Below are 15,231 nucleotides of genomic sequence, written 5' to 3' on the forward strand. Positions count from 1 at the left end.
CTGCCTGTCATTATTATTCTCGCGAGAGCGCATTTGCCATCGGTTCGCGGGCCACGTAATGCCCCGGTGAAACCTGCTGCAAGGGGACGCTCACCACCGCTTCTCCCCGCTTATAAATATTGCCCGGCAGTTCGTCAGAGAGCAGCACGCGCTGCGGCCGACGATGTGCGGGATCGGCTACCGGTACGGCATCCAGTAATTTGCGGGTGTAAGGGTGTTGCGGGTTTTCAAAGACGGCGCGCCGGGGGCCAATTTCAACAATTCGCCCACGGTACATCACCGCCACGCGGTGGCTGATGCGCTCCACCACCGCCATATCGTGTGAAATAAACAGAAACGCAATGCCCATCTCCCGCTGTAATGAAAGCAGAAGATTAATAATTTGCGCGCGAATCGACACATCCAGCGCCGAAACCGATTCATCGGCAATCACCACTTTCGGCTCCAGCGCCAGTGCGCGGGCAATGCAGATGCGCTGACGCTGGCCGCCGGAAAACTCATGCGGATAACGCCAGGCGTGCTCCGGCTGCAAGCCTACGCGTTCCAGCAGCCAGGCCACGCGCTGCTGCGCGGCCTCGCCTTCCATTTTCTTATGAATGCGCAACGGCTCCATAATCGAGTAACCCACCGTATGGCGCGGGTCGAGCGACGCATAAGGATCCTGAAAGATAAACTGAATATCGCGGCGTAGGGGTTGAAGCTGATGCGCCGAGAGCGTATCAATACGCGCGCCGTTAAAGGTGATAGTGCCGCTCTGCGCCTCGACCAGACGCAGTAGTGCGCGCCCGGTGGTCGATTTTCCACAGCCCGATTCCCCCACCAGTGCCAGCGTTTCGCCGGGCCAGAGATCAAAGCTGACATCTTCCACAGCGTGGACTTCGCGCGTCACGCGATTCAACCAGCCGCTGCGTATATCGAAACGCGCGACCAGATTGCGCACCTTAAGCACGGGCTCGCCGGCAACCACGGTATTTTGTTCTTCAATGGCAGACGCGGGCGAATCAAATTCCGGAAAGTGGCGCGGTAAATCGCTGCCGCGCATTTCGCCAAGCGTCGGTACCGCCGCCAGCAGTTTGCGGGTGTATGGATGTTGAGGATCGCGGAAAATCGTCTCGACGCTACCCGTTTCGACCGCTTCGCCCTGATACATCACCAGCACGCGATCGGCAATTTCCGCCACCACGCCCATATCGTGGGTAATGAAAATCACGCCCATCGACATCTCTTTTTGCAGCACGTCGATAAGCTGTAAGATTTGCGCCTGAATAGTGACATCCAGCGCCGTTGTGGGTTCATCGGCAATCAGCACCGCCGGGCGACAGGAGAGCGCCATCGCGATCATCACCCGCTGACGCATACCGCCGGAAAGCTGATGCGGATAACGCGCCAGCATCGCCTGCGCTTCAGGAATGCGCACGCGCTCCAGCATTTTCTTCGCTTCCGTCAGCGCCTCTTCGCGACCCATTCCCTGATGCAGACGAATAGATTCCGCAATTTGCTCGCCGATGGTAAATACTGGGTTCAGCGAGGTCATCGGCTCCTGAAAAATCATCGCGATATCCGCACCGCGAACTTTGCGCATCTGTGCGGACGACTGCTCTGTTATCTCGATGACGTCGCGGCTGCGGCGGCGCAGCAGCATCTGTTTACTGCGCACGCGGGCGTTTTCCAGCTCCAGCAGGCGCATCAGCGCCAATGCGGTCACGGATTTCCCGGATCCCGATTCGCCGACGATCGCCAGCGTCTCGCCCCGTTTAAGGTTAAAGCTGAGCTGGCGAACGGCCTGCTGTTGGCCGAAGGTCACGCAGAGATCCTGAACGCTCAGGACATTCTGTGCATCGAGGTGTTCAGCGTGCGGCAAGCAATGCCTCCTTATTCCCGATAAATGCCGATGGTTGGCGTGTCGCCCGCATAGGCCCAGGCGCGATACATTCCTTCGCTGTTAAACGGCAGCGCCACGTTGCCTTCGCTGTCGATGGCAATCAGGCCGCCGCTCCCCCCCAATGCGGGCAATTTTTCCATCACCACGCGTTCGCAGGCCTCGTGCAGGCTCAGGTGGCCATACTCCATCAGCGCCGCGATATCATAAGCCGCGAGCGCACGGATAAACACTTCCCCCGTGCCGGTACACGAGACCGCGACGTTGGCGTTATTCGCGTAGCATCCTGCGCCAACCAGCGGGCTATCGCCGACGCGACCTGGCAGCTTGTTGGTCATGCCGCCCGTGGAGGTCGCCGCCGCCAGATTGCCGTGCTTGTCCAGCGCCACCGCGCCAACGGTGCCCATTTTGGTGCGTTCGTCGAGCGGTGCATCATGATCAAGACGAATCGAACGCTGAGATTTTGCTTCCTGAAGTTGCTGGAAGCGATCGGGCGTCGAGAAGATGTGGTTATTCACCAACTCAATACCCTGCTGCTGTGCAAAGGTTTCAGCGCCATCGCCAATCAACAACACGTGCGGGCTGTTTTCCAGTACCTGCCGCGCCGCCAGCACCGGGTTACGCAGATGTTTTACCCCTGCTACCGCACCCGCGTTCAGCGAATAACCGTCCATCACACAGGCGTCCAGTTCGTGGGTTTCATCGGCGGTAAACACCGAGCCAATACCGGCGTTGAACAGCGGGCACTCTTCCAGCAGGCGCACCGCTTCGGTAACAACGTCGAGCGCGCTCGCGCCCTCCTCCAGCCTGTGCTGCGCCTGTTCAACAATCGCAGAAAGCGCCTCAACATACTCCAGTTCCTTCTGTGCCGAGAGCTGCGTACGGGAGATTGCCCCCGCCCCGCCATGAATCGCAATCACTGCTTTTCCCATGGATTCTTCATTGCCTATCATTAAATAACTTTATCTATAAATATCATTATCGTGGCGTCAAACCTATTCGATTTTTGAATAAAGATACGCCTCTGGTGGAATACAGCGGGCGGCGCTTTTCTGCCATAATGGGCGGATTCGATGTTTTCCCAGGAGTTTACCCATGGATTTTACCGCCGGCCTGATCCCGCTTGATGATGCGCTGAGCCAGATGCTCGGAAGAATCACCCCGCTTAATACTTCAGAATCTGTTCCGCTTGTTCAGGCGTTTGGTCGTATCACGGCGCGCGATGTGGTTTCGCCGCTGGATGTCCCCGGTTTTGATAACTCAGCGATGGACGGTTACGCCGTACGCCTGAGCGATATCGCCACCGACGCACCGCTGATGGTCGCGGGGAAAGCCTTCGCCGGTCAGCCGTATCACGGCGAATGGCCTGCCGGAAGCTGCATCCGTATTATGACCGGTGCGCCGGTTCCCGCGGGCTGCGACGCGGTCGTGATGCAGGAAGAAACCGAACACACTGACGCCGGCGTGCGCTTTATTGCCCCGGTAAAAGCGGGCCAGAACATCCGCCGTCGCGGGGAAGATATCGCTAACGGCGCGGTGGTTTTCCCGGCCGGTACACGCCTGACCGTCGCTGAACTGCCGGTGCTGGCCTCACTGGGCATTCCTGAGGTTGAGGTGGTGCGCAAGATCCGCGTGGCGCTGTTCTCCACCGGTGACGAGCTGCAACTGCCTGGGCAGCCGCTGGGTGACGGTCAGATTTACGATACCAACCGCCTGGCGGTGCATCTGATGCTGGAACAATTGGGCTGTGAGGTGATTAACCTTGGCATTATTCGCGATGACCCGGAACAGCTGCGCCAGACGTTTATTAAAGCGGATAGCGAAGCCGATGTGGTTATCAGCTCCGGCGGCGTCTCCGTTGGCGAAGCGGACTACACCAAAACCATTCTTGATGAACTGGGCGAAATCGGCTTCTGGAAGCTGGCGATTAAACCGGGCAAACCCTTCGCGTTTGGCAAACTGAGCCACAGCTGGTTCTGCGGCCTGCCGGGTAACCCGGTCTCTGCGGCGCTCACCTTCTACCAACTGGTGCAGCCGCTGCTGGCGAAACTGAGCGGTTCCACCGGCGCCACACAAGCGCCGCGGCTGCGCGTGCGTGCCGCCTCGCGCCTGAAAAAATCGCCAGGCCGGCTCGATTTTCAGCGCGGTATTTTGCAGCGAGACGCTAACGGCGAACTGACCGTCAGCACCACCGGCCATCAGGGCTCGCATATTTTCAGCTCCTTCAGTCAGGGTAACTGCTTTATCGTGCTGGAACGCGAACGCGGTCACGTAGAAGCAGGCGAATGGGTTGAAGTGGAACCGTTTAATCATCTGCTGGGAGGCCTGTGATGGCAGCGGAACTCAGCGATGCGGAGATGATGCGCTACAACCGGCAAATCATTCTGCGCGGCTTTGATTTCGACGGGCAGGAACGGCTGAAAGAAGCGAAAGTGCTGGTCGTCGGCCTCGGCGGGCTGGGCTGCGCGGCGACGCAGTATCTGGCTGCCGCCGGTATCGGGCAATTAACGCTGGTTGATTTCGACACCGTGGCGCTCTCCAACCTTCAGCGCCAGACACTGCACAGCGACGCCACCATTGGTCAGCCAAAGGTCGATTCTGCGCGTGATGCGCTGGCGCGGATAAACCCGCATACGCATCTGGTGACGCATAACGCGATGCTCGACGACGACGCGCTGTGGGCGTTGATCGCACAACACGATCTGGTGCTCGATTGCACCGACAATGTCGCGGTGCGCAATCAGCTTAATGCCGGCTGCTTCCGCCATAAAACGCCGCTGGTTTCCGGTGCCGCCATTCGTATGGAGGGGCAAATCAGCGTCTTCACCTGGCAGGACGGCGAACCGTGTTACCGTTGCCTGAGCCGACTGTTCGGCGAAAATGCCCTGACCTGTGTAGAAGCGGGCGTGATGTCGCCGCTGATTGGCGTGATTGGCTCCTTACAGGCGATGGAAGCGATTAAAGTGCTCGCCCACTACGGTACGCCTGCCGCCGGGAAAATCGTGATGTATGACGCGATGACCTGTCAGTTCCGCGAAATGAAGCTGATGCGCCATCCGGGGTGTGAGGTTTGCGGGTAACAGGGTGCGATCTGTTTGCCGGGTGGCGGCTACGCCTTACCCGGCAAACAAAGCGCAGCGCCATCAGGCAACGCATTCAGCTTTAGAATGTGTATTGCAACCCAACACGATAACGCGTCTGACGTTCGTCGGTTGTCGAACGCACGGAGACGTTGCCCAACTCCACATAAGGCTTCCAGTTTTTATCAATGCTGTAAGCCACTTTTAAGTTCAACTCGTAATCGTCTTTGCCGTTATTAAAGCGATTATAGTCTTCACTCTTCTTATACAAATAGTTGCCTTCAAAAGCCCATGCTTTGATTTTATACCCGAGCCACAGGTCACCCCGGTTGACATGTTCATCGTCCTTATCGGCTGAGTTATCGCGGGTGTATTCATAACGATAACGGGCCGCAATATAAATACCATTATCAAATGTATATTGGCCACGAATATAAGGTTTATAAATCGCTTTTGACGATGATGTTTCCAGCGCAAAGCCGGGTTGTACCGAGAAGCCAGGCGCGGCGTTAAACTGGTAGCTCACCACATATTCATCGCCATTATCAACAACATCGTTAAACGCCTTATCCGGGTCATCGCCGCCAGACTTGACCTTACCCTCAATCGAAATACCGAAGCCGTTGGCAAAGCGGTGAGATATCAATAAACGATCTTTCTGTACCCGACTGTCATCGGTATATTCATGACGCAGATCGATAGTGACAGCACCTGCCGATGCACTGACCAGAGCAAGTGCAATAAAGGTAGCTATTTTTTTCATGCTATTTTCCTCTGATATAACAAAAAGGCGGCAGAAGTATTTTTTAGACGTAATAATTCCCTGATGCTTAATGACAAAATTATTAAGCATGCCGCAGACATTAATCCTGTACCACGGAATGAATGTTAATTATAAAAAACAGAACTGTCATTCCTCTAAAAATAAAAATGAGATCATTATCAAGTTAAAATGAAATATTGTTTTGATTTTATTTTTATTAAAAAATATATAATTTGAAGTGATTTATAATTATTAGCATCAGGAATAGCAAATACAAAAAAGCCCGGAATAACCGGGCGTTAAATCATTGTTGCAGGGCACACAACGGTTTGCCAGATACAGCCTGAAGGTGTTATCCGGCCAGGGACACACGCATCAGACTCTACGCACCGGTGGGCACCACATCAGTTGCTCTTTCAGGCTCAACGTCTCCTGCGGAAAGTGCGATAATAAATCACGATATTGACCAGCATCTTTGTGGTATCCACGCAGAGTTTGTAGCAGGACACGCGTTGCGCTATCCCAGACAATACCCTGTAAATCACTGTAGGGCCATAAATCGGGTTCGCGGATAAAAGGCACCAAATAATCGATACCTTTTTTTACTCCCCTCCCATCCCGAATATGATTCCAGCGATCGATTTCAACATGTTCGGCATAGCGATTTAATAATAAATGCGCTTCAAGATTAAACAGTGAATAGTGGAAAGGAATGGTGCGCTCCAGCTCCATGGTCTGTTTACCGTCCTGGTCAATCTGCGCGGCCATTCGCTGGGTGAATCCTTGCTCGATAATCCGCGCCACCAGCCCTTTGTCGCCGTAAAACAGCGCATTTACCGTCCGCTGCACGTCGTACCAGGTACCATGATTGTTGTGCCAGACATATTCCGAATGGCCAATGTCGCTGTAGTACATCCAGTGGTTAAAGTCGCGGAACCACTGATGCAGGCCAATAATATCGTCCGTATCCAGCACCCCCGCGGGCGAAATCAGGCCGATGGTATCAATAACCATCCACAGCAGGCGCGTATCAATGAGCCCGGTGCCTCTGCCCGACACCACGCCCGGAATCGCCTGGCCATAGTTCAGATGCGGGTTCATCCGCGTATCACCATCAAGGAACCAGCAGCGGATTTGCACCGCCGCTGCCTGGGCGTACTGTTTTTGCCCGGTGAAATACCACGCCAACCCTAGCGTCAGACAACGTTCGCACATGCGAATGATCCGCGTGGTGTCCGTATCGTTATTTTCGCATTGCGGATTGGTATGCCCGTCGCGGCGGATATAAGGCAGGCCGTTGGGCCTGCGCGGGTTCGGCCACCAGTAGGTGCCCAGGCTGTAATAATCATGCGCGTCACCGCTCGCCGGGCGCAATTTTTTATGCACCACGCTTTCCGGTGGTGTCCGCTTTAAACCATCCGCATCGCTCACCAGACGGCTAAGTGCTAACTGAAGCGGTGAAAACGGCTGTTTCAACCCCAGCCGCGCATTCTCGAGGCAGGTTTCATCAAGCGTATAGAGTTTCATCGCCACGGCGTTATTCTCCCTTGCAGGCAATGCGCTCGCCAGATGCGGCATCAAATAAATGCACGCCGGAAAGCTTCGGTTGCAGCCAGACTTTCTCGCCCTCTTTCACTGCCAGACGCTGTTTAAATACCGATGTAAACGCGCCACCGCCGGTATCGCAAAACAGCTGCATATCGGAACCGGTATTTTCAATCGCCGTGATCACCGCGCCCAATGCATCTTCCTGCGCCTGGCTCACCACATTGACCTGCTCCGGACGAATGGCATAAATCACCTGCTGACCGTGAGTAACGTTAACGTCATCCGGCAAGCGCAGCAGTGAACCGTCACGTAGCCGAAGCTGGGCAATGGTGCCATCAAGCACAATTTCGCCCTTAAGTTGGTTAATTTCTGGCGAGCCAATAAATCCGGCGACAAACAGATTTGCCGGGCGATCGTAAAGTTCGAGCGGCGTACCGGCCTGTTCAATGCGACCGTCGCGTAAAACGACAATCATCTGCCCCATGGTCATCGCTTCAATTTGATCGTGGGTAACATATACCGAGGTGGTTTTCAGGCGGCGGTGCAGCTCGCGAATTTCGCCGCGCACCTGAGTACGCAGCTTGGCATCAAGGTTAGAGAGCGGCTCATCGAACAGAAATACCTGCGGCTTACGTACGATGGCGCGGCCCATCGCCACACGCTGGCGCTGACCACCGGAGAGATCTTTCGGCAGACGCTCCAGCAGCGGCGTCAGGTTCAATAATTCCGCCGCCTCTTCCACCTTCTGATTAATTTCCGTTTTCGGCAGCTTCGCCATCTTCAGCGCGAAGCCCATATTTTCGCGTACTGTCATTTGCGGATAAAGCGCGTAGCTCTGAAAGACCATCGCAATATCACGCAGCTTCGGTTCGACGTCGGTCACCACGCGTTCGTTAATGTGGATATCGCCTTCGGAGATCTCCTCCAGCCCGGCAATCATGCGCAGTAGCGTCGATTTACCGCAGCCGCTTGGCCCCACCAGCACACAAAATTCGCCATCCGGAATCGTCAATGAGACATTTTTAATCACATGCGCGTCGCCGTATGATTTACGGACATTGTTCAGTACTACAGATCCCATAGCAGACTCCTTATCCTTTAACCGCGCCGGACATAATCCCGCGATTGAAATGTTTTTGCAGACCCAGGTAAACGATGATGCTCGGCAGCATGGCCAGTAGCGTAATGGCGATGAAAATATTCGGCGTGATGCTTTCATCGGTACGCAGCGTCCCCAGAATCACCGGAATGGTGTTCAGGCTGTCCTGGTTAATGACGATAAGCGGCAGTAAATACTGGTCCCAAATCATGATGAAACCAAAGGTCACCACCGTTCCCAGCGCGGATTTCACCAGCGGCAGAATGACGTGGAAAAAGATTTGCCATTCGTTCGCGCCGTCAATGCGCGCGGCTTCTTCCAGCTCTTTCGGAATAGCTGACATGAATTCCGTCAGCACGAAAATGGAGAACGCCCAGCCCACAACGGGCAGGATCATGCCGAGGTAACTGTTGTACAGCGAGGCATCAATCAACGGTAAACGCCAGTTGATGATCATGTACAGCGGAATGGCGATCACTTCTTCCGGCAGCATCATGGTGGAAAGGATCACCAGACTCACCAGCGCAACGCCGCGAAACTTCTTACGCGCCAGCGCATAGGCGGCGAGCGCGCTGACGGAGACCTGCAAAATGGTGCCGAAAAAGACCACCAGAATAGAGTTCAGCAGATACTGCCAGACGCCGATATCCTGCCAGGCGAAGATAAAGTTATCCAGCGAGAAGGATTTCGGCCAGGCCAGCAGTTCGCCAGGTTTAACCGGTGCGCCGCTGAATGCCGTGGCGACAATGCCCCAGAATGGGCCGACAAATACAATCAACAGCAACAGATAGATACACCAGCGCCCAGCCGTGTCCCAACGTTTACTTAACATGTTGTCTCCTTAGTAACGCGCAATGCGTTTTTTCAACGTCAGGTGGCAAATCGTCAGCACCACGGTGAAGGCGAACAGCAGGAACGATACGGCAGAGGCATAGCCATAATCGAACTGCTCAAAACCCAGTTTGTAGATATGTGTCATGATCATCTCGGTGGCGTTAGACGGCCCGCCGCCGGTTGTGGCATACACTTCAGCAAACACGCGGAAACCTCGTATAAATGACAGCATCAGCACCACGGAGAGCGCCGGGATCATCCCTGGCAACGTGACGTAACGCAGGCGGTTCCACCAGTTCGCGCCGTCAACGTTTGCCGCGTCATAGAGGTCGCGGCTGATTCCGGCGAGCCCGGCGATAAAGATCACCATGTTGTACGGCACGGCTTTCCAGATATGCAGCAGCATAATGACCCATAGCGCCTGATCACTGCTGGCAAGGAAGCCCTGATCCGCTACGCCGAACCAGCTCAGAATATGGTTCACCACGCCGTTCGGCGTGGGGTTGAACAGAATGCGCCACATCTCCGCCACGATCGCCGCACTGGTGACCGCGGGCAAAAAGATAGCGGTTCGGATGAACCGCAAATGGCGCGCTGGGCCTTCGAGCAGCATCGCAAGGAAAAATGCCAGCACAGCAGCGACCACCATCGTGACCAGCACGTACAGAAAGGTATTCGCCACCGCCGAATGTAATTCCGTATCGGCAAACGCGCGCGCGAAGTTTGCGCCGCCCACCCACTCATTGGGCTGGTTAAAGTTCACCTTGTAGAAACTCATGACCAGCCCCTGAATCATGGGGATGAATTTGAACCAGGTAAAAATGATCAGCGCCGGTGCGAGGAACATCCATGGGATCAGCGCGCGCTTACGCGCAGGTGTCAACCAGCGTACACCGTTGGCCTCTTTGCGTTGAGGTGTCGCCATTTTACTTTCATGTAGTGTCATTAACCGGGACCTCAATTAGCCAACACGTTTTGCTTCGCCAGTTCCTGATTAAGCTTCTCATTCATGGCGTTCAGTTCTTTTGAAATGTCGCTGGAACAATCGGCGAATATGCGGTTAAACCCGTCAGCCGTGACCTGGCGCGCTGGCGTCCAGTTTGGGATCTGCGGAACGTAGCGGCCATGGTTGTTATACAGCGCGGCAAAGGTATTCCAGCGAGCGTCCTGATAAACCTGCTCAACGTTGACGTTTTTGTTCACCGGCAGGCGAACAACCGGAATGTTTTTGCTGCCTTTACCCATACCGATCTCCTGGCCTTCTTTGGAGATCATAAATTCGATAAATTTACGCGCGTCCTCTTTCTGTTTACTGCCCTTCATCAGGAATACCGTGGTACCTTCCGCCAGCGTCGCTTCGCTTTTGGGCCCCTGGATGTTGACGATTTCATAATTATCTTTGCCGGGATCTTTATCCATCAGCGCAATGTGATACGGCCCGGTGAAGAACATCCCGGACTGACCAGAACGGAAAGAGGGAATGACGTCTGCGGTGGTGGCGTTAATCGCCCCTGGCTGGGCCACTTTTTCACACAGCAGCGTGCGCACGAACTGCGTCGCCTGCGCGACTTCCGGCGTATTCAGCGTGGCGGTAAATTTATCGCCTTTCTTCTCGACATAATCGCCACCTGCCTGCCAGATAAAACTGCTCATAAACCAGCTGGCGTAACCGCGTGTGGTTGAGCCCGGTACAATAAACCCGTAGGTATCCTGCTTACCGTTGCCGTCCGGATCCTGTGTGGTAAAGGCTTTTGCCATCGCTAAAATGTCATCCCAGGTTTTAGGCTGCGGCAGGCCGAGTTTTTCGCGCCAGTCTTTGCGCACAAAGAGGGCAAAAGTTTGTGCGGAAGTTGGCACGCCGTAGTATTTGCCGTCGGCATAGCGGGTACTTTCCCAGGCCGTTGGGTAGATATCCTGATAGCCAGAAATCGACTCAGGTTTAATTTCATCGACAATGCCGAGCTGGATAAACTGTCCCAGCGCCGTGGCGTCGTTGAAGATCAAATCAGGCAGTGCATTACCCGCCGCCGCACGCGCCAGACGTTGTTCAAAATCGGTCGTCGCATTGAAATACTCAATCGTGACTCCCGTTTTTTTCTCAAAGGCTTCAGCCTCATTTTTGTAGATATTCTTTGAGTCATTGCTCGCACGAATCCAGACATTCAACGTTGTGCTGGCAAAGGTTTGCCCACATCCCAATCCCAATGCTGTTAAAAGAAGTAACGAGCGAAATTTATTTCCAGACATTTTCATATCCTTTTATGTAGGGCGAAGAGGTATTACCGGTTATCCTAAATCAGACCAAACCAATATTAACCTTCATTTAATAGAATGCATTTTTCAAATACAACCAGGCAAAATAGAAATAGCGTTTCGAAATGGAGAAGTTTGCTTTAGATCACATAAAAAATTGGTTAAAATTCATACTAAATTAAAATATCTTTATTTTTCATTGTGTTATTTATTTGTTGTTTTTATTTATATTTTTTACTTTTTTTGATTTCCACGTTATTTCGTGATGAGGAACACATTTTTAAGCCTAATTTTTCGTTCTGTCGTCAGGAACGATCTACATCACATTTTTTCCCGCAAGCTCTTTTACACTGCGACAAATTAAATCCGAAACATTGTTTTAGGCAGTATTTAAATACTGCACGGTGTTTATTTGCATTCTCAATGTGATGGCACCAACGGTGTCCGGAACATATTTTTTGGCAGACATCCCGACATTAACTAAGGGTATAAAAATGAAAATTGCGAAATATAGTGGGGCATTATGTTTAACAATGCTCTCCCTGAGCATGAGCGCCTCGTTGTATGCGGGAACAACGCTGACCCCCGCGATTCTCTCGCCAGAGGATCTGGCGTTCAGCCAACAGCAAATAACCGCAAAAGCGCCGGCGTTCGTTCAGGCGCGCGATGCGCTGGTAAAACGCGCCGACACCGCGCTTAAGCATCCCCTGTTTTCGGTGATGGATAAAACGTTGGTCGCAGTCAGCGGTGATAAACATGACTACTACAGTTTCCCACCCTACTGGTGGCCCGATCCGGATAAAAAAGACGGTCTGCCCTATATCCGCAAAGATGGCGAAACCAATCCTGCCGCAAACAGTGATGCCACGGATAAAAATCGTCTGGTCAAAATGAGCAACGATGTGTACACCCTGTCGCTTGCCTGGTATTTCACGCAGGATAAACGCTACGCCGAAAAAGCCGTGGCGCAAATCAACAACTGGTTCCTCAATCCGCAAACCAAAATGAACGCTAACCTGCAATATGCGCAGGCGATTCCGGGCATCAACAATGGCCGTGGTATCGGCATTATTGACAGCCGCGCGCTGGTTGACGTGGTGGACGCCATCGAACTGCTGCACGGCACGCAACAGCTTTCCGACAGCGATTATCAGAAGCTTCAGGCGTGGTATGGCGAGTTCTGGCACTGGATGATGACCAGCCAGAACGGATTTGAAGAGCAGAACTGGCATAACAACCACGGTTCCTGGTTTGATCTGCAGGCCGCGACGTTTGCCTGGTTTAGCGGAAAACCAGAGGAAGCGAAAAAGCAGCTACAAATAACCCAACTTCGCCGCATCGCCGGGCACTTTGATAGTCAGGGCCGTCAGACAGCCGAACTCGAACGCACTCGCCCGTGGCACTACAGCAACTTTAACCTTGAAGCTTATAGTCGTTTAGGACGTCTGGGCGAAAAAGTGGGCGTTGATATCTGGAATTTCTCCCTCGACGATCACAGCCTGCGCAACGGCTATGCCTACATCAGCCAATTTGTAGATGGAACCACCGCCTGGCCATGGAAAGACATCGACAAGTGGGATGATAAAAAGGCGCTGTTTAACGTCTCTTCCGCTGCGCATGCCTGGCCTGACGATGCGGCCTTCACGCAGAAAGCACGCTGGCTGCAGGCGAAATACCCGGATGATATCACCACACTCATCAGCCCTCTTCCGCTCGCACACTGATGCAAAGGATAAGCAGATCATGAAGCAATTTATTCATCGCTGGGATGCGATTCGCGAACGAGCCTTACGCGGTTCCCAGGTTGAAGCGTTAATCCGTGGGCTGGAACCCGTTCTCAGCGCCCCTCCGCAGGTGCCAGAGACGGGGATTGCCAGCTGGAATCTCTACTACTTTTGCCCCGAACACGGCGTCCGGCTGATGTGGGATCGCCACTCACCCACGCAGCATCGCTGCCCGATTGATAACCAGATATTCAGCGGCGAACCCTATGACAGCGCGTGGTGGCGCGAGATGAATGGGCGTAATGCGCAGGCTTGCTACCAGTTGGGCCTGCTGTGGCAACTCACCGGAGAAAGGCGGTATGCCGATAAAGCCGCAGAAATATTAACCCGTTACGCCGAGTACTATCCTGCTTATCAAGAGCACGGCAATATTCCGCACAACGGCCCTGGCAAGATGAATGCACAAACCCTGTGCGAAGCTAACTGTATTCTGGATATGGCGTTGGGCTACGATTTTATCGCCGATGCGTTATCAGCCGCCGAGCAGCACTATATCTGTCAGCGTCTGCTGCGTGAGGCCGCCACGTTTTTAATGGCTCACCGTAGCCCACAAATTCATAATCATGAGGTGAAAATCGGCGCGGCGATTGCGGTGATAGGCTTTATTCTGGAGGATGATGCGCTGCTTGATTTTGCCGTCAATCAGCCTTACGGGCTTCGCTGGCAACTGGAGCATGGCCTGCTGGATGAAGGCTTATGGTTCGAAGGTTCGGTACATTATCACTACTATGCGCTACAGGGCTTTATGGCCTTTGAAAAACTGGCGTACGGCACGTACTGGAGCCTGTGGCATCTTCCTTACTATCGGCACATGCTCGATTTTCCACTTTCCCTGTTGATGCCCGACGGCACCTTCCCGCGCCTGAATGATTGCATCGCCGGGCAGGAGACGCTGCATCATCGCGATGTCTATGAATTCGCATGGTTTTTGTATCACGACACCCGCTATGCTCAGGTGCTGCATTTCCTCGGTGAAGAGACGCAAGATATGGAAACCCTGCTCTGGCGGGATAATGCCCTGCCGGAAACCCGCGCATCCCTGATTCCAGACACGTCGCTGTACGCGCCGGGCGCGGGCATAAGCCTGTGGCGCAAGCCGCAAAATGGTCAGGCGGTGCTGATCAAGCACTCTCCCTACGGCGGCGAACACGATCATTACGATCGCCTGAGCGTGTTGATCTGGGATAAACACTTCCCTGTCCTGCCGGATCTCGGTACTACCGGCTACGGAGCGGCGATGCATTACGCCTATTATAAAAACAGCGCCACCCATAACACGCTTAGCGTCAATCAGACTAATCAGCCTCCCGCCACGCCACAAGTTTCCGGCTGGCGCCAGGGGGATGATTATTTCTGGCTCGACAGCCACGTAGACTGGCGGCAACCCGCACCGCAGCTCAACAGTCACACGCGCGTGGAATGGGATGCCGAAGCCTGGAAAGACATTCAATTTCGCCGCAGAGTGCTGTGGGTGGATGATCTCTTAATTGATGTTTCCGACGTGGTGAATCCGCATGAGCAGCAGCTTGACTGGACGCTGCACCTGGATGCGCAGGCCGTGGATATGCAGGGACAGATGTCCACCTTCTCGGCTACCGGCCCGCTTAGCATCCTGCGTAACAGCGTGGTTTCGCCGCTGAATAATTTTCAGCGCCGTCAGTTCCGCCACCCTCGGGGTGAAATCACGCTCTGGTTCGCGGGTGATGGGGAGTTGTGGCAGGGTAACGCGCCAGGCAATCCGGCGATTAGCGACCTGAGTTACGTGATATTACGCAGCCAGAAAAAAACCGCGCAGTTTGTTTGCGTGTGGGATTTTGAATCCGCCAATCCGATAACAGAAATTCAGCTTAGACAGGATGAAGAAGGTAGCTATTTAACCTGCTGGCGAGGGGAAACGGTCAGTCAAATAACCCTTCCTGCGTCAACGGGCGTGTTACCGATTCGGATGTAACCTCTTCATTAACCGCTTCCCGACAGCACGCGCTGTCGGG

12 protein-coding genes are annotated in these 15,231 nt (G+C 53.9%); 4 read left to right on the forward strand and 8 right to left on the reverse strand.

The window, feature by feature from the left end; translation table 11 throughout:
• Positions 1–13 precede the first annotated feature (13 nt).
• Together gsiA and iaaA are read right to left on the reverse strand one after the other, a co-directional pair.
• Positions 14–1,861, reverse strand: a complete 1,848-nt coding sequence (gsiA, locus tag ACOXYR_RS13970) for a glutathione ABC transporter ATP-binding protein GsiA (RefSeq protein WP_421355597.1) — start codon at positions 1,859–1,861, stop codon at positions 14–16.
• Between the two features lie 11 nt (positions 1,862–1,872).
• Entirely contained in the window at positions 1,873–2,811 is a 939-nt protein-coding gene (gene iaaA, locus ACOXYR_RS13975) for a beta-aspartyl-peptidase (RefSeq protein ID WP_421355598.1), read from the reverse strand.
• 163 nt (positions 2,812–2,974) lie between these two features.
• Between iaaA and moeA the strand changes: the two genes are divergently transcribed.
• Both moeA and moeB read left to right on the forward strand, forming a co-directional pair.
• Positions 2,975–4,210 (forward strand): molybdopterin molybdotransferase MoeA, encoded by a 1,236-nt coding sequence (gene moeA / locus ACOXYR_RS13980; protein ID WP_113857429.1) that lies wholly within the window; start codon positions 2,975–2,977, stop codon positions 4,208–4,210.
• Complete coding sequence (gene moeB, locus ACOXYR_RS13985; RefSeq protein WP_113857430.1) at positions 4,210–4,959, forward strand: molybdopterin-synthase adenylyltransferase MoeB; 750 nt, start codon at positions 4,210–4,212, stop codon at positions 4,957–4,959. The genes moeA and moeB overlap by 1 nt, the downstream gene beginning before the upstream one ends.
• 82 nt (positions 4,960–5,041) lie before the next feature.
• Here the strand turns inward: moeB and ACOXYR_RS13990 are convergent, their stop codons facing one another.
• The 6 genes from ACOXYR_RS13990 to ACOXYR_RS14015 all read right to left on the reverse strand — a co-directional run bounded on the left by ACOXYR_RS13990 (position 5,042) and on the right by ACOXYR_RS14015 (position 11,450).
• Positions 5,042–5,722, reverse strand: a complete 681-nt coding sequence (locus ACOXYR_RS13990; protein WP_421355599.1) for an oligogalacturonate-specific porin KdgM family protein — start codon at positions 5,720–5,722, stop codon at positions 5,042–5,044.
• A 375-nt stretch (positions 5,723–6,097) separates the two neighbouring features.
• Positions 6,098–7,249, reverse strand: coding sequence for an alginate lyase family protein (locus tag ACOXYR_RS13995; RefSeq protein ID WP_189623615.1), 1,152 nt, complete (start codon positions 7,247–7,249; stop codon positions 6,098–6,100).
• A gap of 10 nt (positions 7,250–7,259) precedes the next feature.
• Positions 7,260–8,351: an ABC transporter ATP-binding protein gene (locus tag ACOXYR_RS14000; protein WP_421355600.1), complete on the reverse strand. Its 1,092-nt coding sequence runs from the start codon at positions 8,349–8,351 to the stop codon at positions 7,260–7,262.
• Positions 8,352–8,361: 10 nt separating this feature from the next.
• Positions 8,362–9,201: a carbohydrate ABC transporter permease gene (locus tag ACOXYR_RS14005; RefSeq protein ID WP_421355601.1), complete on the reverse strand. Its 840-nt coding sequence runs from the start codon at positions 9,199–9,201 to the stop codon at positions 8,362–8,364.
• A 9-nt stretch (positions 9,202–9,210) separates the two neighbouring features.
• Positions 9,211–10,128 carry a carbohydrate ABC transporter permease gene (locus ACOXYR_RS14010; RefSeq protein WP_373300315.1) on the reverse strand — a complete coding sequence of 306 codons (918 nt, stop codon included), beginning with the start codon at positions 10,126–10,128 and terminating at the stop codon, positions 9,211–9,213.
• Positions 10,129–10,160: 32 nt separating this feature from the next.
• The gene (locus tag ACOXYR_RS14015; protein WP_189623462.1) at positions 10,161–11,450 is read right to left on the reverse strand and encodes an ABC transporter substrate-binding protein; all 1,290 of its coding nucleotides are present in this window, start codon (positions 11,448–11,450) and stop codon (positions 10,161–10,163) included.
• 500 nt (positions 11,451–11,950) lie between these two features.
• Here ACOXYR_RS14015 and ACOXYR_RS14020 point away from each other — a divergent pair, with 500 nt between their 5' ends.
• Entirely contained in the window at positions 11,951–13,180 is a 1,230-nt protein-coding gene (locus ACOXYR_RS14020; protein ID WP_421355602.1) for an alginate lyase family protein, read from the forward strand.
• 19 nt (positions 13,181–13,199) lie between these two features.
• On the forward strand, positions 13,200–15,191 hold the full coding sequence (locus tag ACOXYR_RS14025) for a heparinase II/III domain-containing protein (RefSeq protein ID WP_421355603.1): 1,992 nt from the start codon (positions 13,200–13,202) through the stop codon (positions 15,189–15,191).
• The last annotated feature ends 40 nt before the right edge of the window (positions 15,192–15,231 follow it).

The sequence above is a fragment of the Pseudocitrobacter faecalis genome (assembly GCF_965231525.1).
Classification (GTDB): Bacteria; Pseudomonadota; Gammaproteobacteria; order Enterobacterales; family Enterobacteriaceae; genus Pseudocitrobacter; species Pseudocitrobacter faecalis.